This window comes from Mesorhizobium sp. M1004, assembly GCF_040318795.1.
Lineage (GTDB): Bacteria > Pseudomonadota > Alphaproteobacteria > Rhizobiales > Rhizobiaceae > Mesorhizobium.
Map to the genome: position 1 here is coordinate 294,077 of NZ_JAMYNB010000002.1, position 18,920 is coordinate 312,996.

At 62.5% G+C, this 18,920-nt stretch carries 13 protein-coding genes and 1 pseudogene; 11 read left to right on the plus strand and 3 right to left on the minus strand.

The features are described 5' to 3' along the window. Position 1 precedes the first annotated feature (1 nt). From NKH54_RS05610 to NKH54_RS05630, 5 genes are all read left to right on the plus strand, one after another. A complete protein-coding gene (locus tag NKH54_RS05610) occupies positions 2-1,333 on the plus strand; it encodes a UDP-glucose dehydrogenase family protein (RefSeq protein ID WP_353027849.1) in 1,332 nt (443 codons plus the stop codon). A gap of 31 nt (positions 1,334-1,364) precedes the next feature. Next, positions 1,365-2,444: a glycosyltransferase gene (locus NKH54_RS05615; protein WP_023668804.1), complete on the plus strand. Its 1,080-nt coding sequence runs from the start codon at positions 1,365-1,367 to the stop codon at positions 2,442-2,444. Between the two features lie 223 nt (positions 2,445-2,667). Beyond that, positions 2,668-3,909, plus strand: coding sequence for a glycosyltransferase (locus NKH54_RS05620; RefSeq protein ID WP_353027850.1), 1,242 nt, complete (start codon positions 2,668-2,670; stop codon positions 3,907-3,909). A 221-nt stretch (positions 3,910-4,130) separates the two neighbouring features. Beyond that, positions 4,131-5,300 (plus strand): glycosyltransferase, encoded by a 1,170-nt coding sequence (locus NKH54_RS05625; protein WP_352710280.1) that lies wholly within the window; start codon positions 4,131-4,133, stop codon positions 5,298-5,300. After that, positions 5,297-6,760: a lipopolysaccharide biosynthesis protein gene (locus NKH54_RS05630; RefSeq protein ID WP_023684224.1), complete on the plus strand. Its 1,464-nt coding sequence runs from the start codon at positions 5,297-5,299 to the stop codon at positions 6,758-6,760. The genes NKH54_RS05625 and NKH54_RS05630 overlap by 4 nt, the downstream gene beginning before the upstream one ends. Before the next feature lie 225 nt (positions 6,761-6,985). Here the strand turns inward: NKH54_RS05630 and NKH54_RS05635 are convergent. Continuing rightward, positions 6,986-8,152, minus strand: a pseudogene (locus NKH54_RS05635) (polysaccharide pyruvyl transferase family protein); the annotation flags it as partial. Between the two features lie 177 nt (positions 8,153-8,329). On the opposite strand from NKH54_RS05635, the gene NKH54_RS05640 reads away from it, so the two are divergent. The 6 genes from NKH54_RS05640 (at position 8,330) to NKH54_RS05665 (ending at position 15,965) form a co-directional block, all read left to right on the plus strand. Next, complete coding sequence (locus tag NKH54_RS05640) at positions 8,330-9,502, plus strand: glycosyltransferase (protein ID WP_023689991.1); 1,173 nt, start codon at positions 8,330-8,332, stop codon at positions 9,500-9,502. Positions 9,503-9,544: 42 nt separating this feature from the next. Then, entirely contained in the window at positions 9,545-10,540 is a 996-nt protein-coding gene (locus tag NKH54_RS05645) for a glycosyltransferase family 2 protein (RefSeq protein WP_352597307.1), read from the plus strand. After that, on the plus strand, positions 10,540-11,484 hold the full coding sequence (locus NKH54_RS05650) for a glycosyltransferase family 2 protein (RefSeq protein ID WP_198020960.1): 945 nt from the start codon (positions 10,540-10,542) through the stop codon (positions 11,482-11,484). Before NKH54_RS05645 ends, NKH54_RS05650 begins: the two co-directional genes overlap by 1 nt. Next, a complete protein-coding gene (locus NKH54_RS05655; protein WP_352597306.1) occupies positions 11,474-12,424 on the plus strand; it encodes a glycosyltransferase family 2 protein in 951 nt (316 codons plus the stop codon). The genes NKH54_RS05650 and NKH54_RS05655 overlap by 11 nt, the downstream gene beginning before the upstream one ends. A gap of 75 nt (positions 12,425-12,499) precedes the next feature. After that, positions 12,500-13,396 (plus strand): UTP--glucose-1-phosphate uridylyltransferase GalU, encoded by an 897-nt coding sequence (gene galU, locus NKH54_RS05660; RefSeq protein ID WP_352597305.1) that lies wholly within the window; start codon positions 12,500-12,502, stop codon positions 13,394-13,396. A 190-nt stretch (positions 13,397-13,586) separates the two neighbouring features. Further along, entirely contained in the window at positions 13,587-15,965 is a 2,379-nt protein-coding gene (locus NKH54_RS05665; protein WP_353027851.1) for a polysaccharide biosynthesis tyrosine autokinase, read from the plus strand. An 89-nt stretch (positions 15,966-16,054) separates the two neighbouring features. On the opposite strand, the gene NKH54_RS05670 is transcribed toward NKH54_RS05665, so the two are convergent. Both NKH54_RS05670 and NKH54_RS05675 read right to left on the minus strand, forming a co-directional pair. Continuing rightward, positions 16,055-16,756 carry a metallophosphoesterase family protein gene (locus tag NKH54_RS05670; protein ID WP_348524264.1) on the minus strand — a complete coding sequence of 234 codons (702 nt, stop codon included), beginning with the start codon at positions 16,754-16,756 and terminating at the stop codon, positions 16,055-16,057. Between the two features lie 71 nt (positions 16,757-16,827). Beyond that, positions 16,828-18,735 carry a propionyl-CoA synthetase gene (locus NKH54_RS05675; protein ID WP_352790811.1) on the minus strand — a complete coding sequence of 636 codons (1,908 nt, stop codon included), beginning with the start codon at positions 18,733-18,735 and terminating at the stop codon, positions 16,828-16,830. Between the last annotated feature and the right edge of the window lie 185 nt (positions 18,736-18,920).

Consider the following 18,920-nt stretch of genomic DNA (forward strand, 5'->3'; position numbering starts at 1 on the left):
AATGAATTTGACGGTCTTTGGAATTGGCTATGTCGGTCTCGTGCAGGCCGCGGTGCTGGCGGAGGTCGGGCACCAGGTGGTGTGCGTCGATGTCGATGAAAAGAAGGTCGAGCGGCTCAACCAGGGCCTGGTGCCGATTTTCGAACCGGGACTGGAGGCCCTGGTCAAGGAGAACCACGCCGCCGGCCGCATCAAGTTCACCACCGATGCCGCCTGCGGCGTCAAGCATGGCGAGATCCAGATGATTGCGGTCGGCACGCCACCCGGCGAAGATGGTTCGGCCGACCTCAAATATGTGCTGGCGGTGGCCGAGACCATCGGCCGCGAAATGGACGGTCCCAAGATCGTCGTCGGCAAGTCGACCGTGCCGGTCGGCACCTGCGAAAAGGTGAAGGCCAAAATCGCCGCGACGCTGAAGGCGCGCGGGCGCCAGGACCTGGCTTTCGACGTCGCTTCCAATCCTGAGTTCCTCAAGGAGGGTTCCGCCGTCGCCGACTGCATGAAGCCTGACCGCATCATTGTCGGCACCAACAGCGAGGGCACCGAGGCGGTGATGCGGGAGCTCTACGCGCCGTTCAACCGCAACCACGAGAAGATGATCGTGATGGACGTGCGCAGCGCCGAATTCACGAAGTACGCCGCCAACTGCATGCTGGCGACCAAGATCTCCTTCATGAACGAAATGGCCAATCTGGCCGAGCAGCTCGGCGCCGACATCGAGGAGGTACGCAAGGGCATCGGCTCGGATCCGCGCATCGGCTACCACTTCATCTATCCCGGCCTCGGCTATGGCGGTTCGTGCTTTCCCAAGGATGTCCGCGCGCTGATCAAGACCGCCGAAGGTGTCAAGTTCGACGCCAAGCTGCTGCGCGCCGTGGAGGAGCGCAACAATGCCCAGAAGTCGGTGCTGTTCGACAAGGTGCACCGTTATTTCAAGGGCAGTCTCAAGGGCAAGACCTTCGCGCTCTGGGGCCTCGCCTTCAAGCCCAACACCGACGACATGCGCGAGGCGCCGGCGCGCGTCCTGATGGAGGCGCTGTGGCAGGCCGGCGCCAATGTGCAGGCCTACGACCCCGAGGCGATGCAGGAATGCCAGGCCATCTACGGCCTGCGCGACGACCTTTTGTTGTGCGGCACCAAGGAGGCGGCACTGCGCGGCGCCGACGCGTTGCTGATCGCCACCGAATGGAAGAGTTTCCGCGCCCCGTCCTTCGACGCGGTGAAGGATGCCCTGACCACGCCGGTCATCTTCGATGGCCGTAACCTCTATGATCCCAAGGTCATCGCCCGTCACGGCATCGAGTATTTCTCGATCGGCAGGATGGCGGCGTGAAGGCAGGGCGGCACAACGCGGAGCCAGGTTCATGAAAGTTCTGTTTGCAGGCGGCACCGGCTACACGCCGCAATTCAGCGGGGGCGTCCAGTCGAGCACCCACCACCTGGTCGAGCAATTGCGCGAAAACGGTCACGAGGCATCCGTTCTGGCAGCCCTGTTCGGCGACGGCATGTTCGGCTTCAGGGCGCGCGCCAAGATGAAGCTCCTTCGTCAGCGCGCGGTCATCGACAATTTCCCGGGCTATCCGGTTGTACGGGCGTGGTTCCCCTGGGAAGCGGCCGACTTCGCCGTCAAAAAGTTGAGGCCGGATGTCGCGGTCGTGCAGTGCCACAATTCGGTGCCGATCGGCAGAGAGCTGCAGAGGCTTGGCGTGCCGCTGACCGTCTATCTGAGGAATGTCGAATTCGACGAATTGGCCGGCGATCTGCGTGAGCTCCATTCGGCGGTCTATATCGCCAACTCCGAGTTCACCGCGCGCGCCTATAAGGCAAAATTCGATATCGATTCGACGGTTATTCCGCCGACCATCAATCCCGCGTTCTACAGCACACCGACGACCGGTGAATTTGTCACGCTCATCAATCCATATGAGGAAAAAGGCTTCGATCTTGCGGTGCGCATTGCCGCCGCCTGTCCCGAGATCCCGTTCCTGTTCGTCGAAAGCTGGAAGCTCGACGACGATCATCGAGCCCGGATCGAAGCAACAATCTCTCCCCTCCAGAACGTCAAGCTGGAAAGCCGCACCAGCGACATGAAGACGGTCTACGGCCGCACGAAAATCCTGCTTGCGCCCAGCAAATGGGAAGAAGCCTGGGGCCGGGTGGCCTCGGAAGCGCATTGTAGTGGCATTCCCGTGGTCGGCTCGCGGCGCGGCGGTCTGCCGGAAGCGATCGGCGCCGGCGGCGTGGTACTGGACTACGACGCCCCGCTCGCCGACTGGGTCGCAACGATCAGGCGGCTGTGGAGCGATGAGGCCGAGTACAAGCGGCTGTCAGCGACAGCACGTCAGTTTTCGGAGCGGCGGCAAATGAACCCCGACAGCCAGTTCGCAACGTTCATGGGCGTTCTCGACCGCGCAAGACGTGTCGGTTTGGAGCGCGCAGCCTAAACGCGTCGTGTTGCATTTCAGCTGAGACGCTGCACGACCGTGGTCGCGCAAAGTTCCCGTTAGCCAGGTCCAGGCGTCGTGCGCCCGTCCGGATCACTTTTAATTGCTGCAGTGCAATATTTTGTGGCACTGCAGCAATCAACGTGTATTCTGCCTGTCTACATTAGGGCTTGTGCGATATGGACCGCTTGGTCCGAGCAAGCCCCAACCTTATGGGCGGGTCATGCGCGTGGGCTTTGTCGTCGGCGAATTCCCTCTGCTTTCGGAAACCTTCGTCGTGGACCAGATGGCTGGGCTGCTGGCGCGGGGCTTTCAGGTCGAAGTGGTCTGCGAAAAGATGCAAGGTGACCACCGAATTGACCGGCAAAGCGAGCCGATGGCGACGCTGCTCGCCAGAACCCGACATTGGTGGCGATGGGCCGCTGTAATCAGCAAATTTGTACAGCGTCTGCCGCCGCGTCTGCGATACAAGGCCTCGACCGTTCTCGACATCGCCTTTGCACGCCGCCTGAACCGCTGCGACGTGATTGTCGCCCACTTCGGACAGAACGGCGAGAGAGCAGCCGCACTGAAGAAATGGAAGGTGCTCAAACCACCGATCATAACCATCTTTCACGGCGCGGACGTGGCGATCCCGGCGCGGCAGGCAGTGCTCGCGACACAATATGCCGGGCTGACCAAGCATGGGACCCTGAACCTGCCCGTCAACGATTACTTCCGCACGATGCTGCTGGAAGCCGGCCTGTCCCAGGCGAGCACGACGGTCCACCATATGGGAATTGACACCCGCGAAATCGGCTATCGCTGGGAATCGTGGGAAGGCACCCAACTGGTCGTGACGACGGTTTGCCGCCTGGTCGAAAAGAAAGGCGTCGAGTTCGCCTTGCGAGCCCTGGCCTCCCTCAAGGCCTCCCAGCCGCAGCTAGACTGGCGTTACGACATTGTTGGCGACGGTCCTCTGCGGATGAATCTGGAGAAGCTGGCCGTAGAGCTGGGCTTGGCTGGTCGCGTAACATTCCTCGGCAGCCTCCCTCACGCAGAGGTGAAAAGACGGCTTCGCATGGCGCATCTCTTTTTGCTGCCAAGTATCACTGCCAGCGACGGGGATATGGAAGGCATTCCGGTCGCGCTCATGGAGGCCATGGCCGCCGGATTGATTGCGGTCAGCACGTATCATTCGGGAATCCCGGAGCTCATCAAGGATGGGGAGACGGGGTTGCTTGCGCCCGAGCGAGATATTTCAGCGCTTGCCGGCAAGCTTACCTGGGCCGCGGAGCACCCGACCGAATGCGAGCGTATCGCGCTTGCCGCACGCCGCAAAGTCGAGGAGGACTTCAACGCAGATGTTCTGAATGAACGTTTTGCGCAGATCGTTACCCAACTGGCCACATCGAGCCCTGCGCATGCACCCACCGGTCATGTCGGCGTTTCCGAGGGCTTGGTGGATCCTTCATCTGCCGGCTGACACTGCTCCTCTGCGTTTGATCGGCAGGCACGCCAAGCTGAGGGAAATCTTGCTACACTGCACCAAAAATGTTGCAGTGCAGCAAGACCTGTACTAACGTTCCTGCGGGTGGGCCAACAGCGGTAGAGTTCCATGCTGCATGTCTTGTGCTTCCGCCACCCTGTCTTCGGCCCGGCTTTTGTCAAAGGGACACCGGCTCCCCGGACGAGCGCATCCTGCCGATGAAGATCTGCTTTGTAGTCGACAAGTTTCCCTCATTGTCCGAAACCTTTGTTCTCGACCAGATAGCCGGATGCCTTGAGCGCGGCATGGAAGTCGGCGTCGTCTGCAACGAGACGTCCTTCGGCAGGGACAGCAACATCGATGATCCGCGCTGGCAGGCGTTGCCAGGAAAGGTCGTATGCTGGTGGGGTGGCCTGGGTCGCTATCGCCCGCTGCTCAGGAAGTGGTCCGGCAGGTTCTGGGACAAGCTCTCGACCGCCATCGACATTGCTCATGCGCGAAAACTGCAGGGCGCCGACGTCATCGTTGCCCATTTCGGCAACAACGGCATGCGCGTGGCCCGCGCGATCAAGCGCGGGAGGATTTCCGCTCCCCTGGTGACGATATTTCACGGCCGTGATGTCGGCGAACCGCTGCATGACAATACGCTCGCGCGCTACAAGATTGTGTTCGAAAAGGGCGTTCTTCAACTGCCGGTGAATGCGTTTTTCCGCGATGCCTTGATTGAGGTCGGTGCATCGCCGGAGCAGGTTGTGGTTCACCATATGGGGGTGCGGCCGAGTGAGATCGACTATCGGTGGCGTTCATGGGAGCAGGCTACGCTCTCCTTCATCTCGGTCTGCCGCCTGACTGAAAAGAAGGGCATCGAATATGCGCTTCGCGCGCTTGCTGGCCTGCCGCGGCGAGACTGGATCTACTCGGTGATCGGCGGCGGAGAACTTCTCGAGCAGCTGAAGGGGATCGCCGCAGAGCTTGGCATTGCCGACAGGGTGAATTTTCTTGGGCCCCGGCCGCACAGCGAAGTCAAACAGCGTCTGCGCGATGCGCATGTGTTCCTGCTGCCCAGCGTCGGCGCCCGCGATGGCGATCTGGAAGGCATTCCGGTTTCCCTGATGGAAGCGATGGCCGCCGGCCTGACGGTGGTCAGCACATATCATTCCGGGATCCCTGAACTGATCGATGATCACAAGACGGGTTTTCTCGTGGCTGAGCGGGACGTTGCGGCGCTGACCGGAAAGCTTGCCTGGATCGCCGAGAATCCGAAGCCGTGTGAAGAGATCGCTCTCGCAGCGCGCAAGAAGATCGAGGCCGAGTTCAACTCCGATCTGCTGAACCAACATTTCGTGGAAATCGCCATGCGGCTTGGCGAAACGAGGTCGCTTGCATGAACGCCAATCCGCCCCCCCAGTTCGGTCGTGTCGCCCTGCGCGGCGGGCTGGTAACCATCGGCGCCCAGGGCTTCAAGATGGCGATCCAGTTTCTCTCCGTCATCGTGCTGGCCCGTCTGCTCGTCCCCGAGGATTTCGGTCTGGTGGCTTCCGTCGGGCCGATCGTCGCCTTCGTCGGGCTGCTTCAGAATCTGGGCCTGCAGCAGGCTGTGGTTCAGCGCAAGGACATCAGCAACCAGCAGCTCAACCAGGTGTTCTGGATCAGCGCGCTCGTCGGGCTGGGTAGTGCCGTGGTAGTGGCCGGCCTGGCGCCTGCCATCGCCGCGTTCTATGGCGATCAACGTATGTCCGGCATTACCCTTGGCTCCGCCCTGCCGCTGCTTCTCGGCAGTCTCGCCGCAGTGCCGCTGGCGTTGATGAACCGGCACCTGCAGTTCGGCCAGCTCGCACTGAACGACGTGATAAGCGCCGCCGCCGGACTTCTGGCCGCCGCGATCGCGGCCTATGCGGGGTTGGGCTACTGGTCGCTGGTCATCGGCCCGGCGGTTTCGGCAGCTATCGCCCTGGCTGCCGCCTGGCTGGTGGCGCGTTGGACGCCTTTGCGGCCGGACCTGAAGGTCGATGCCGATATATTGTCGTTCGGCGCCAACCTGACCGGCTTCAACCTCGCCAACTTCTTCTCGCGCAATCTCGACAACATTCTCATCGGAAAATATTCCGGGGCGATCGAACTCGGCTATTACGACCGCGCCTACAAGCTCCTGTTGTTCCCGCTTCAGAACATCAACCAGCCGCTTACACGGGTCATGGTGCCGCTGCTCAGCCGCATCCACGATGACAAGGCCCGCTTTCGCGATATCTATGTGCGCACCAACTGGATGCTGGCGGCCGTTACCATGCCGGGCATCGCGGCGCTGACGCTGACCTCCAATCAGATCGTCGGACTTCTCTTCGGCGCGGGCTGGGCACCGGTCGCACCGATCTTTGCCTGGCTGGGCATCGCCAGCCTGGTCCAGTCCGTTTCAAGCACGACGGGATGGATATTCATCTGTCAGGGCAAGACGAAGACCATGTTCCATTGGGGCATCTATTCGTCGCTGACGACCGTCGCTGCCTTCGTCGTTGGCCTGCACTGGGGCGCCGTCGGCGTTGCCGCGGCCTATGCCATCAGCGGTTACGTGCTGCGCGTTCCCGTGCTGGCGCTACTGGTCCATCGCGTCGGTCCGGTGACCGCCGCCGACTTCCTGCTCATGCAGGGGCTTTTCATCGCCTCGTCCCTGCTTGCCTGGTTCCTGTACCTGTGGTTGCCGGCGTCTCTAACGGGCCAGTCAGACCTGCTCGCGGTCTTTTTGGCGCTTGCCCTCAACTACGGCATCGGTCTCGTTTTCATGCTTGCCGTCCCGCAGTCGCGACGCGCTTTGTTCACCACCCTGTCCAACGCCGCGCGCAATATCCGCTGAGCGGCCGGCGATCAGCGGCGCCAGCAGGTTTGTGGCCGACATTGCCGAAGCATGTTCTTCGAGCACGGCCTGAAGGCTTGTCTTGCGATAGCGGTCGAGATTTCCCGCAAATCGGCCGAGCTTTTCGCGCGCCTCTTCGGGCGTCACGGTGTCGATGTCGAGCAGCACATCGTCGACACCGATTCGCTTGGCCACTTCCTTGGTTTTGAACTCGTAGGCGATCGGCAGCACCGGCGTGCCGACGCAAAGCGACATGATCATCATATGCATGCGCGTCGCGACGACGAAGTCGAAGCCCTTCACCAGCGCCATCAACTGGTCCGGCGTGTGGAACGAAGCGTCCACTGTCACGTGGCTGGCGATCTCAGGATCGAGCTCGGCAACGATGGCCTGTGCGGTCTTGGAATCGTCATGGGCATATTCCGGCACGCCCTGACACGTGGAGACGAAGGTCACCTCCTTGCCAAGGTCCCTGACAAGAATTGTAGCGATCTCGCGGACCGAATCCAGATAGCGGCGCATGCCGCCCTCACCGTCGCTGACGTAGTTCCAGTGGCGGACCGAAATAGCGACGCGGCCCGTCGACGCCGGCGGCTGGCTGGAAGCGAGACGCTTGCGGATCCTGTCGGTATCGGCCAAGGCGAATACGGCATCGGCCACCACGTGGCACTTGCCGAGATCCTTCACCAAGTCCCGGATATGGGTCCGCGACCGTTCGTCGCGCAACAGGATGAGCGGACTGCGGTCAAAGATCGGGCCAAGCTCCTGGCGGTTGTAACTTTTGTCGAACGGACCGAGGGATTGCGTGAAGAAGACCGGATCTTTGCCAAATACGGCATCGAGCCTGAACTGATTGAGGCGTCGTTCGAGATTGTAGTTCTCGACGAGATAGGTTCCCCCTGTGGTGACCACCATGTCCGCGTCGGCGTAGATATCGAGACCGCGCCGGTCGCAATGGCTGAAAAAATTGCCTAGCGCGCTGCTGCCAAACCAGCGCAGGGCCTGGAGAACGAGCCGATTGTAGATCGGCTTGAACCGGTCCCTCAGCCCGCTGCCATTCTTGTATCGGAACAGGGATTCCGACAGCAGCTTATGGAATTCGAGGTCGGGATAATCCGTCTTCGGATAGAGTCGTTCCGCAACCTCGGGCTGGCTGTCGAAGACGGCAAACCGCACGTCGCCTTGCACGATCGTCTTGAGAATGTGGCGGATCGCCAGCAGAATCGCCGCATCCCCGGTATTCAGGCAGACTGTGTTTTCAACGACGATCTTCATGGGATACCTCATTTCGTCAGCAGATTCCGCGGCGTGGCCTGCGGTGCCTAGGACGGGCATGGTGACCGAAAATACCCACGCCAGGACGATCCCGATGCGGCTCGCGTCACAATCCATCGCTGCATCGGGCTGGGTGACCAGCCAGAGCGGCGCTCAAGCCCGACGGAGGGTAACGCATCAATTTTGCAGTGCAACAAAAAACGTGCACTTATGCTACGGCGCACCAAAAATGTTGCGATGCAGCAAAAGCTGGGTTAGCATTCCCGCGGGTGGGCCAACAGCGGTCGAGTTTTCATGCTGCATGTCTTGTACCTTGTGCACGATGTTTCCGACCCGGCGGTGCGCCGGCGGATCATAATGCTCAAGGCAGGCGGCGCGCGGGTCACGTTGGCCGGCTTCCGTCGGACCACAAATGCTGTTCCCGACGTCGAGGGGCTGCAGCCGGTCGACCTCGGCGCGACGCGTGACGGCCGATTCGGCCAGCGTCTGGCGGCGGTCGCCAAGGCGGCGCTGTCGATAGGCTCGAAGCTTGCGGCGATGCCGAAGCCCGACCTCATCATCGCGCGCAATCTGGAAATGCTGGCGCTGGCCAGGCGCGCCAAGGCCGCCTTTCGCGGCGGCGTGCCGATCGTCTACGAATGCCTCGACATCCATCGCCTGGTGCTGCGCAATGACATGCTGGGCAAAGCACTGCGCACAGCGGAGCGTTATCTCGCCCGCGACGTGAAGCTTCTGGTGACGAGCTCACCGGCCTTCATCGCCAATTATTTCAAGCCGTTCGGGCAGGTCGCCGCACCGGTGGAACTGGTCGAAAACAAATACTTCGAAACCGCGCCGATCGCCTTGGATGACAGGTCAAAGGCCGAAAACCCTGCAGCACCCCCGTGGCGCATCGGCTGGTTCGGCGCGCTGCGCTGCCGCCGCTCGCTGGAGCTGCTGGCCGACTTCACGCGCCGTCAGGGCGGGCGCTTCGAGGTCGTCCTCCGGGGCCGTCCGGCACTCTCGGAATTCCCGGATTTCCATGCTTTTGTCGAGGCCGAACCCTATCTCTCCTTTCGTGGCCCCTACCGCAACCCGGAAGACATGGCCGCGATCTACGGCGAAGTGCATTTTTCCTGGGCGATCGATTTCTTCGAGGAAGGGCAGAATTCGGAATGGTTGCTGCCCAACCGCCTCTATGAGGGCTGCCGCTTCGGCGCCGTACCGATCTCGATGGGCACTACCGAGACCGGGCGCTTTCTCAACCAGCAGGACATTGGCATCCTGCTTTCTGCTGCCACGCCCGAAATCCTGGAAACCGCGCTCGGCCGCATGGACCAGGAGCACTTCGGCAAGGCCAAGGCGCGTGTGCTGGCCCGCAACCCACGAACCTGGAGTTACGACCGCAGCGACTGCCGCGCCTTTGTCGACAGGCTGCGCGGCCTTGCGGTTGCCCCTGGTTCGTTCGCCACCGAGGCACTGGCCTGAAGGATGACCAATGACAAAAGTGCAGTTCATGGAAAGGCGCCGATGACGCAGACCGAAGCGCTGCCGCCAAGCCTGATCGTCATTCCGTGCCTGAATGAGGCAGCCCATATCGGCGCGTTGCTCGAGCAGCTCAGGCCGGCAGCGCTAAGGCTCGGCGCCCGCATCGTCGTTGCCGATGGCGGCAGCACCGATGGTACTTTGGCCATTGTCGAAGAGGTTGCGGCCAAGGACCCTCAGGTCGTCCTCCTGCACAACCCAAAACGTATCCAGAGCGCGGCGATCAATCTCGCCGTCGCCAGCCTCGGTGACGGCGCCGAATACCTGATCCGCATCGATGCCCATGGCGGCTATCCCGCCGATTATTGCGACCGGCTGGTCGAGGAGGCGCTCGCCACTTCAGCCGATTCGGTCGTCGTCTCGATGCTGACCAGCGGCAGCGGCGCGGTGCAGAAAGCGGTCGCGGCGGCGCAGAATTCCAAGCTCGGCACCGGCGGCTCCAAGCACCGGCACCTTTCCGCCGGCGAATGGGTGGACCATGGCCATCACGCGCTGATCCGGATCTCGGCCTTCACCGCGGTCGGCGGCTATGACGAGACCTTCAGCCACAATGAGGATGCCGAACTCGACTACCGCCTGCGCCGGGCAGGCTACCGCATCTGGATGAGCGGCAAGACGCAGATGGTCTACTATCCGCGTTCGTCGCTGAAGGGCCTGTATTTCCAATATCTCGGCTATGGCCGCGGCCGCGCCAAGAATGTGCTCAAGCACCGCATGATCCCGAAAGTTCGGCAGATGATCCCGCTGCTGGTGGCGCCGGTCGTCCTTCTCGCGGTATTTTCCTTTATCCACTGGCTGGCGGCGGTGCCGCTGCTGGTCTGGGCTTCGGTCTGTCTGGGCTACGGCGCTGTGACCGCCATCAGCCAGCGCAATCCCAACAATGTGCTGGCGGGCATTTCGGCGATGGTCATGCATTTCGGCTGGTCGCTCGGGTTTTGGCTGCAACTGCTCGGCTCGCGATCGCAGCGCGGGGTGGCATGATGGTCGCCGACAGCCGCCGAATCGACATCTGCGTCTGCACGTTCCGGCGGCCGGAACTGGCCGACACGCTGCGGTCGCTCGCTGCCATGGATATGCCTGCCGGTTTCGGCATCGGCGTCATCGTCGCCGACAATGACGACGAGCCGACCGCCGAGCCGCTGGTGACCGCGCTGGCGAGCGAATTGAAGCTCGTGGTCCGCTACCGGCACGCCCCGGCGCGCAACATCTCGGTCGCCCGCAACGCCTGTCTTGATGCCAGCACGGCCGATTTTCTCGCCTTCATCGACGACGATGAAACCGCTTCCCGGCAATGGCTGGCCGAACTGATTGCTATCGCGGAGACAAGCGGCGCCGAGGCCGTGCTCGGTCCGGTGCGGGCGCTCTACCGCCCGGATGCGCCGGACTGGATGCGCAAGGGCGATTTCCATTCGACCTTGCCGGTCTGGGTGCAGGGCGAAATCCGCACCGGCTACACCTGCAACGTCCTTTTGAGGATGAGCGCCGACAGCTTGCGCGACCGTCGTTTCAGCCTGGCGCGCGGCCAGAGCGGCGGCGAAGACACCGAATTCTTCGACCGCATGGTCAAGGCAGGCGGTCGCATCGCCTTTGCGCCGGAGGCGTTGGTCGAGGAAGTCGTGCCGCGTTCGCGAGCCGCTTTCGACTGGCTGCGCCGCCGCCGCTTCCGCTTCGGTCAGACGCATGGCCACCTTGTTGGCCACAATGCGGGCGCAGTCCGTCGGGCGAAGGAGGTCGGCCTCGCCTCGGCCAAGGCCGCCTATTGCTTCGGCATGGCGGCGTTGACTGCGATTAGCCCGGTCCGCCGCAACCGCAGCGTGCTGCGCGGCATCATGCATGTCGGCGTCGTCAGCGGCCTGGTCGGTATCAGCGAAATTCGCCAATACGGACTGTCTTCCCCGCAGCAAGGAGGCAAGCGTGCAGCCTGACGTCTCCTTTGTCATCGCAGCCCACAATGCCGCGGCCACGCTCGACCGGGCGATCGCAAGCGCCATGGCCCAGCGCGATGTCAGCGTCGAAATCATCGTCGCCGATGACCAGTCGCGCGACAACACGCTCGACGTCGCAAGAGCCTATCCAAAAGATGTCGTCAAAGTGGTTGCGCTGCCGGTAAATCGTGGCCCTGGCGGCGCCAGGAATGCCGGCCTCGACCTCGCCACAGGCCGCTGGGTCGCGGTGCTCGATTCCGACGATGCCGTCCTGCCCGGGCGGCTCGCCGCCATGATCGCGCTAGCCGAAAGTGCGGGCGCTGTAATCGCCGTCGACAACCTCCAGGTGGTGCGCGAGGACGGCATTGCCGAAGCGACGATGTTTCCCGCCAAATATCTGGAGGGCCTGCGTGAAATCACGCTCGCCGACTACATCGCTGGCAACATCGTTTTCGAATCCACGTTCAACCTTGGCTATCTCAAGCCGATCTTCCAGCGCCGTTTCCTGATCGAAAACGGGCTTCGCTATGATGAAAGTCTGAGCATAGGCGAGGATTACATCCTGCTCGCCAACGCGCTGGCCAAGAGCGGAAAATGCGTCGTCGAGCCGACGACCGGCTATATCTACCACATCCGCACGGGCTCGATCTCGCGCGTGCTCGAGCTTCACCATATCGAGGCGATGCGCAAGGCCGACGCGGTCTTCGCCGAGACCAATTCCATGGACGCTGCTGCTGCGGCCGCCTTCGCCAAACGCGCCCGCAGCCTGCGCAAGGCGGCATCGTTCCTGTCGCTGGTCCAGCACATCAAGGCGCGTTCGCCGTTGAAAGCGATACGCACCGCGCTAAGTGATCCGGCGGCTGTCAGGCACATGTCGATGCCGATCGCCGTCCGCCTCAAAAGGGTGGCGGCGCAGTTTGCCGTCGGCGCGGAGAGGTAAGGAGGGCGAGTACATGAAGACGTTTGTTCGTGGCCTGCAACAGGCTGAAATCGATCTGCTCAGAAGGAATTTGCGATGAAGAAAATCAGGAAGGCAGTCATCCCTGTGGCGGGGCTTGGAACACGGTTCCTGCCGGCAACCAAGTCGATTCCGAAGGAGATGCTGCCCGTGGTCGACCGGCCGGTCGTCCAATATGCGGTGGACGAGGCCTTCGAAGCCGGCATCGAGCACATCGTGTTCGTCACCGGCCGCAACAAGGCTGTCATCGAGGACTACTTCGACCTGCACCCCGAACTGATTGGAACGCTCGAACAAACCGGCAAGAAGACCCAGCTGGAGGCGCTCGAAAGCATGCTGCCCGTGGCCGGCGCCACCAGCTTCATCCGCCAGCAGTCGCCACATGGTCTCGGCCATGCGGTGTGGTGCGCACGCGAAGTCATCGGCGACGAGCCCTTCGCGCTGCTGCTCCCCGACATGGTGTCGTTCGGCCGCCGAGGTTGCCTGGCTGAAACAGTCGATCTCTATCAGCAGACCGGCGGCAACGTGATCGCCGTCGAGCGCTGTGATCCCAGCGAGACCAGCAAATACGGCATCGTCGGGCGCGGCGCCGAGACAGGCAGCGGCTTCGAGGTGACGGCCATGGTCGAAAAGCCGGCGCCGGCCGATGCTCCGTCGAACTATTACATCAACGGCCGCTACATCCTGCAGCCCGAGATCTTCTCGCTGCTGGGCAACCAGCAACGCGGCGCCGGCAACGAAATCCAGCTTACCGATGCCATGGTGCGGCTGGCGAAAAGCCAGTCTTTCTTTGCCCAGCCTTTCAATGGCCGCATGTTCGACTGCGGCTCCAAGGAAGGCTTCATAGAGGCCACCATCGCCTTCGCGCTGGCGCGCGACGACATGAAGGGACCTGTGCTGGAAATGCTGCGGGCGTTCGTGCGGTCGCATGAGCGTCAGGAAGTGGCCGCATAATGCCCATCTTTCGAGGGCATATGCGTTTGGACGATGGCGCGGCTCATGCCTGCACGCCTGGCCGCTCAGGCCCGGCGCCGGATGGCATGAAGCTTGCGTTGCATATCTTGCCCCCGATCTCCGCAGCTTCGGACGAGGTGGGGCCTGACCCGTCTCGCTCCGGCGCCTGTAACCTAGAATTGGATCGAAGATGAATTATGCCAGCTTTCCTCTCGACAAGAGGATGCCGTTGCCCAACCCCGATCAGGAAAAGGGTGAAGACTTCATCGACGTCGAGCGCCTGCTTGGCATGGCGGCGCGTCAGGTCAAGGTGGTGGCGGTCTGCGCCATCATCGGCCTGTTCCTGGGGTTGCTCTATCTGCAGACCACGCCCAAGCAATACATGTCGGTCGCCAGCGTGCTGATCGACGAAGGCCTGAACAAGGTCATCGACGACATCTCGGCTGCATCCGTCACCATGCAGACCGACGCCGCCCTGCTCAGCCAGATCGAAATCATCACCTCGGCGCGGCTGGCCTCGGTGGTGGTCGACAAGCTGAAACTCGACCAGAACGCAGAGTTCATGAACCCGCCGCAATCGGCGCTGGTCAAGGGCATCGGCTTCGTGCGCGGCGTGATCGGCTATTTCCGCTCAAGTTCCGCCGAGCAGATTCCCGGCATGGAAAACGTCGATGAGGCGACACGCCAGGCCATGATGCAGACGGCGCGCCACGACTATGCCGTGCTGAAGCTGCAGAGCGAGGTGCTGGCGCAGCGCAACGGCCGCTCCTATGTGCTCGCCATCGGTTACCAGTCGACCAATCCGGCGCTCGCCACCGCCATCACCAAGGCCTATGCCGACGCCTATCTCGCCGACCAGCTCAACGCCAGTTTCGACGCCACCGAACGCGCTGCGGTCTGGCTGCAGGGCCGGCTGACCGAGCTTCGTCAGAACTCACAGGCGGCCGCTATGGCGGTCGAGAAATTCAGGGCCGAGCATGGTCTGGCCGCCAACAGCGACGGCCAGCTGATCAGCGACAAGCAGATTGCCGATCTCACCGCGCAACTGATCGTCGCGCAGGCCGATACGGCGCGCGCCAGCGCCCGCTATCAGCAATACAAGACCATCGTCGAAAGCGGCTCGGACAATGCCTTCAACGATTCCGCCATCTCAAGCGATCAGCCGGCAAGCTCCGTCATTGCAACGCTCAAGACCCGCTATCTCGCAGTGGCCAAGCGGCTGCAGGATGTGACGGCCAATTTCGGCGCCGACCATCCGCAGGCGGTGGCGCTGGCCAAGGAGAAGGCCGACCTGTCGACCCAGATTTTCGGCGAGTTGAAGCAGCTGACCGAAAGCTATCGCAATGAATATGAAGTCGCGCTTTCACGCGAGACCTCACTGAGGCAGAAGATCGCCGACGCGGCCGGCAAGAGCTCCATCGACAACCAGAGCCAGGTCAAACTGCGCGAACTCGACCAGCAGGCGCAGGCGCTGACCACGCTCTACCAGACCTTCCTTAGCCGCTACGAGGAGGCCTCGCAGCAGCAATCCTTCCCGGTCGGCAAGGTCCGCATCATCTCGGATGCCTCAACGCCGCTTTCCGCCTCAAGCCCGCGCACCTCCAGGGTGCTGGCGCTGTCGCTGGTGCTTGGCGTGCTGCTTGGCGCCGGCTTCGGTGGCCTGAATGAGTTCAACGAGCGCTTCTTCAGGACCGGCGAGGACATTCGCGATCGCGTCGGCCTCAAATTCCTCGGCTATTTGCCGATGATCGGCGGCAGGCTCGGCAAGGACGCCGACGGCGGTGCGGCGGATGCCAAAGGCGCCAACACATTGTCGGCGGCCGAGAAACGGGCGCGCATGCGGGTCAGCGTCGATGCGCCGGCATCGATGTTCTCCGAAACGCTGCGCAACGCCAAGATCGCCTTCGACGTCGTCATGGAAGGGCAAGGCAGCCGGGTCATAGGCGTGGTCTCGGTCCTGCCCGGCGAGGGCAAGTCTACGGTCGCCGCCAATCTCGCCGGATTGCTGGCCGCCAACGGCTCGAAGACGCTTTTGATCGACGCCGATCTGCGCAATCCTGGCCTCAGCCGCAACCTCGGCATGGAGGCCGAGCAGGGGCTGATGGAGGCCGTGGTCAACGGCCAGACCTGGCAGTCGGTCGGCAAGGTCGACCGCCAGACCAAGCTGGCGATCATCCCGGCCGTGCTGCGTGGCCAGTTCTCGCATACCAGCGAGCTGCTCTCGTCGGCCGGCATGCGGCGCTTCATCGACAACGCCAGGGAGACGTTCGAGTACATCGTCGTCGACCTGCCGCCGCTCGGCCCCGTGGTCGACGCCAAAGCGTTTGCGCCGCTGGTCGACGGCTTCGTGCTGGTTGCCGAATGGGGCCGCACGCCGCGCGCCATGGTGCGCTCGCTGCTGGAGCAGGAACCCTACGTCGCAAGCAAGGTCGTCGGCGCCGTGCTCAACAAGGTCGATCTGAAGAAGCTGCCGAAATACGGCTCGCTCGGCGGCTCGGAAAAGTTCTTCGACCGCTATTCGACCTACTATCTGGAGAAATCGGACGTGCGGGCCAAGACCGCCGCCTGAACGGAGCGCGATCCTGAAAAGGAGCGTGATCCGGAAAAGCAGATCCGGTTTTCGGAAAGGATCACGCTCAAACGAAGAAGCACGGCAGGTCAGGAAAAGATCAGCTTGCCGAATTTACCGGCGATCCTGAGCGCTGTCAGCCGGCCGCTTTGAAAGGCGCCGGTGTCGATGCCGAGCCTTCGCCCGTCAATCCTGGGGATATCGACCGGCGTGTGCCCATGCACCACAAAGCGGTCGAGCAGATAGGCGGCGTTGAAGAACTCGTCGCGGATGTTGAGCAGATCCTGCTCATCCTGTGCGACCAGGTCGATGCCCGGCCTGATGCCGGCATGGACGAAAACGAATTTATCCGAACAGAGCAGCACCGGCAGGCTGCGCAGGAAGTCGATATGGCTGGCCGGAATGACTTCCTTCACGCGCCGGTCGACCGCGTCGCTTGAGGCATAGAGGCTGGCAAGCCGCGCCGGATCGACCCCATAGGAAAACAGCGTCTCGAGGCCGCCGACCGCCAGCCAGCGGTCCCGCGACAGATAGCCGTCGAGATAGTTCAGCATCGCCACTTCGTGGTTTCCCGCCAGGCAGACGCGCAGGAACCCTGTTGGCGGCAGAGCCAAGAGGTGGTCGAGCACGCGCGCCGATTGCGGCCCGCGATCGATATAGTCGCCGAGCATGACGATAATCTTGCGGCCGCGAAATTGCAGCGCGTCGAGCTGGATCTTCTGCTCCAGCGACAGCAATTCCTTGTAGCAGCCATGCACGTCGCCGATCGCGTAGACGACGGTGTCGTCCATATCCATTTCCAGGCGCTCGCGCGGCGCCGGCCGGGGAGGTCTGGACCGCTGAAACAACGCCACTGGGGCCGTCAGACCCCGATGCCGCGGGCTTTGAGCGCCGCGGTGATCTCGTCAAGAATGGCGGGATCGTCGATGGTCGCCGGCATCGTCCATTCTTCCTTGTCGGCGATCTTCTGCATGGTGCCGCGCAGGATCTTGCCGGAGCGCGTCTTGGGCAGGCGCTTGATCGTCACCACGGTCTTGAAGGCCGCGACCGGGCCGATCCGTTCGCGCACCAGCCCCACCACTTCGCCTTCGATGGCAGCGGTATCGCGCGACACACCGGCATTGAGCACGACGAAGCCGAGCGGAACTTGGCCCTTCATCACATCGGCGACGCCGATGACGGCGCATTCGGCAACATCGGGATGCGCTGAAAGCACCTCCTCCATGGCCCCGGTCGACAGCCGGTGTCCGGCGACATTGATGATGTCGTCTGTGCGCGCCATGACATAGAGGTAGCCGTCCTCGTCGATCATGCCGGCATCGGCCGTCTTGTAGAAGCCGGGAAATTCCTCGAGATAGGCTTGCCGGAAACGCTCGTCGGCATTCCACAGCGTCGGCAGGCAGCCGGCCGGCAGCGGCAGTTTCACCACCACATTGCCAAGTGTGCCGCGCGGCACTTCATTGCCGGCATCGTCGAGCACGCGAATGTCGTAGCCCGGCATCGGCACGCCGGGCGAGCCGTATTTCACCGGCAGCAGGCCGAGGCCCGCCGGGTTGATGGTCATCGGCGAGCCGGTCTCGGTCTGCCACCAATGATCGACCACCGGCACGTTGAGTTTCTGCTCCGCCCATTTGATGGTTTCCGGGTCTGCGCGTTCACCGGCCAGGAACAGAGTGCGGAATTTCGACAGATCGTATTTCGGCACGAATTCGCCCTTGGGGTCCTGCCCCTTGATGGCGCGGAAGGCTGTCGGCGCGGTGAACAGCGCGACCACGCCGTGTTCGGCGATCACCCGCCAATAGGTGCCGGCGTCGGGTGTGCCGATCGGCTTGCCCTCGAACAGCACGCTTGTCGCACCATGCAGCAGCGGTCCGTAAACGATGTAGGAATGGCCGACCACCCAGCCGACATCGGAGGCCGCCCAGAACACTTCGCCCGGTCTGACGCCGAACTCGTTTTCCATCGTCCATTTGAGCGCGACCATGTGGCCGCCATTGTCGCGCACGATGCCCTTAGGCTGGCCGGTCGTGCCGGAGGTGTAGATGATGTAGAGCGGGTCGGTGGCGAGCACCGGAACGCAATCGACGTTGGCGCCCGCGGCGCGCTCGCGGGCAACGGCGTCGGCAAAATCGATATCGTAATGCTCCCTCAGATCGCAGCGCAGCTGGTCGCGCTGCAGGATCAGGCAGGCGTCCGGCTTGTGGCGGGACATTTCGATCGCCTTGTCGAGCAGCGGCTTGTAGGCCACGACACGTCCAGGCTCCAGGCCGCAGGACGCGGAGATGACCAGCTTCGGCTTGGCGTCGTCGATGCGGGTGGCGAGCTCGTGCGAGGCAAAGCCGCCGAACACCACCGAATGCACCGCGCCGATGCGGGCACAGGCAAGCATCGCGACCGCCGCTTCGGCCACCATCGGCATGTAGATGATGACGCGGTCGCCTTTGTGAATGCCGCGGTTCTTGAGCACCGAAGTCAGCGCTACCACTTCGCGCTTCAATTCGGCATAGGTGAATTTCTTGACCGTGCCGGTGATCGCGCTGTCGTAGATAAGTGCGATCTGGTCGGCGCGGCCGCTTGCGACATGGCGATCGAGAGCGTTGAAGCAGGTGTTGCAGCTGGCGCCGTTGAACCAGCGCCCGTAAACGCCCGCCTTGGCATCGAAGACGCTGGTCCACGGCGAATACCAGTCGATCGCCTCGGCGGCAGCGGCCCAGAATTGTTCCGGGTCGCGTTTCCAGCCGTCATAGACCTCGTGGTAGCGTGACGCCATTCATCCCTCCTCGGGAAAACTCTCTATCTTGCAATAGCCTATGCGGGTTTTCCCGGCCACGTCTTTCCCCAAATGCCATGTCTTTCCCGAAATTTGGGGCTTGGCCGATCTCGCCTTGGCCATAAATTGCAGGCACCATGGCCGGGTTTGAAATCGGGGCAGGGCGCGCAATGACGGTACGATAC

Coding starts and splice junctions, on each gene's coding strand:
- NKH54_RS05610 (WP_353027849.1), top strand. CDS start 2: ATGAATTTGACGGTCTTTGGAATTGGCTATGTCGGTCTCGTGCAGGCC.
- NKH54_RS05615 (WP_023668804.1), top strand. CDS start 1,365: ATGAAAGTTCTGTTTGCAGGCGGCACCGGCTACACGCCGCAATTCAGC.
- NKH54_RS05620 (WP_353027850.1), top strand. CDS start 2,668: ATGCGCGTGGGCTTTGTCGTCGGCGAATTCCCTCTGCTTTCGGAAACC.
- NKH54_RS05625 (WP_352710280.1), top strand. CDS start 4,131: ATGAAGATCTGCTTTGTAGTCGACAAGTTTCCCTCATTGTCCGAAACC.
- NKH54_RS05630 (WP_023684224.1), top strand. CDS start 5,297: ATGAACGCCAATCCGCCCCCCCAGTTCGGTCGTGTCGCCCTGCGCGGC.
- NKH54_RS05640 (WP_023689991.1), top strand. CDS start 8,330: ATGCTGCATGTCTTGTACCTTGTGCACGATGTTTCCGACCCGGCGGTG.
- NKH54_RS05645 (WP_352597307.1), top strand. CDS start 9,545: ATGACGCAGACCGAAGCGCTGCCGCCAAGCCTGATCGTCATTCCGTGC.
- NKH54_RS05650 (WP_198020960.1), top strand. CDS start 10,540: ATGGTCGCCGACAGCCGCCGAATCGACATCTGCGTCTGCACGTTCCGG.
- galU (WP_352597305.1), top strand. CDS start 12,500: ATGAAGAAAATCAGGAAGGCAGTCATCCCTGTGGCGGGGCTTGGAACA.
- NKH54_RS05665 (WP_353027851.1), top strand. CDS start 13,587: ATGAATTATGCCAGCTTTCCTCTCGACAAGAGGATGCCGTTGCCCAAC.
- NKH54_RS05670 (WP_348524264.1), bottom strand. CDS start 16,756: ATGGACGACACCGTCGTCTACGCGATCGGCGACGTGCATGGCTGCTAC.
- NKH54_RS05675 (WP_352790811.1), bottom strand. CDS start 18,735: ATGGCGTCACGCTACCACGAGGTCTATGACGGCTGGAAACGCGACCCG.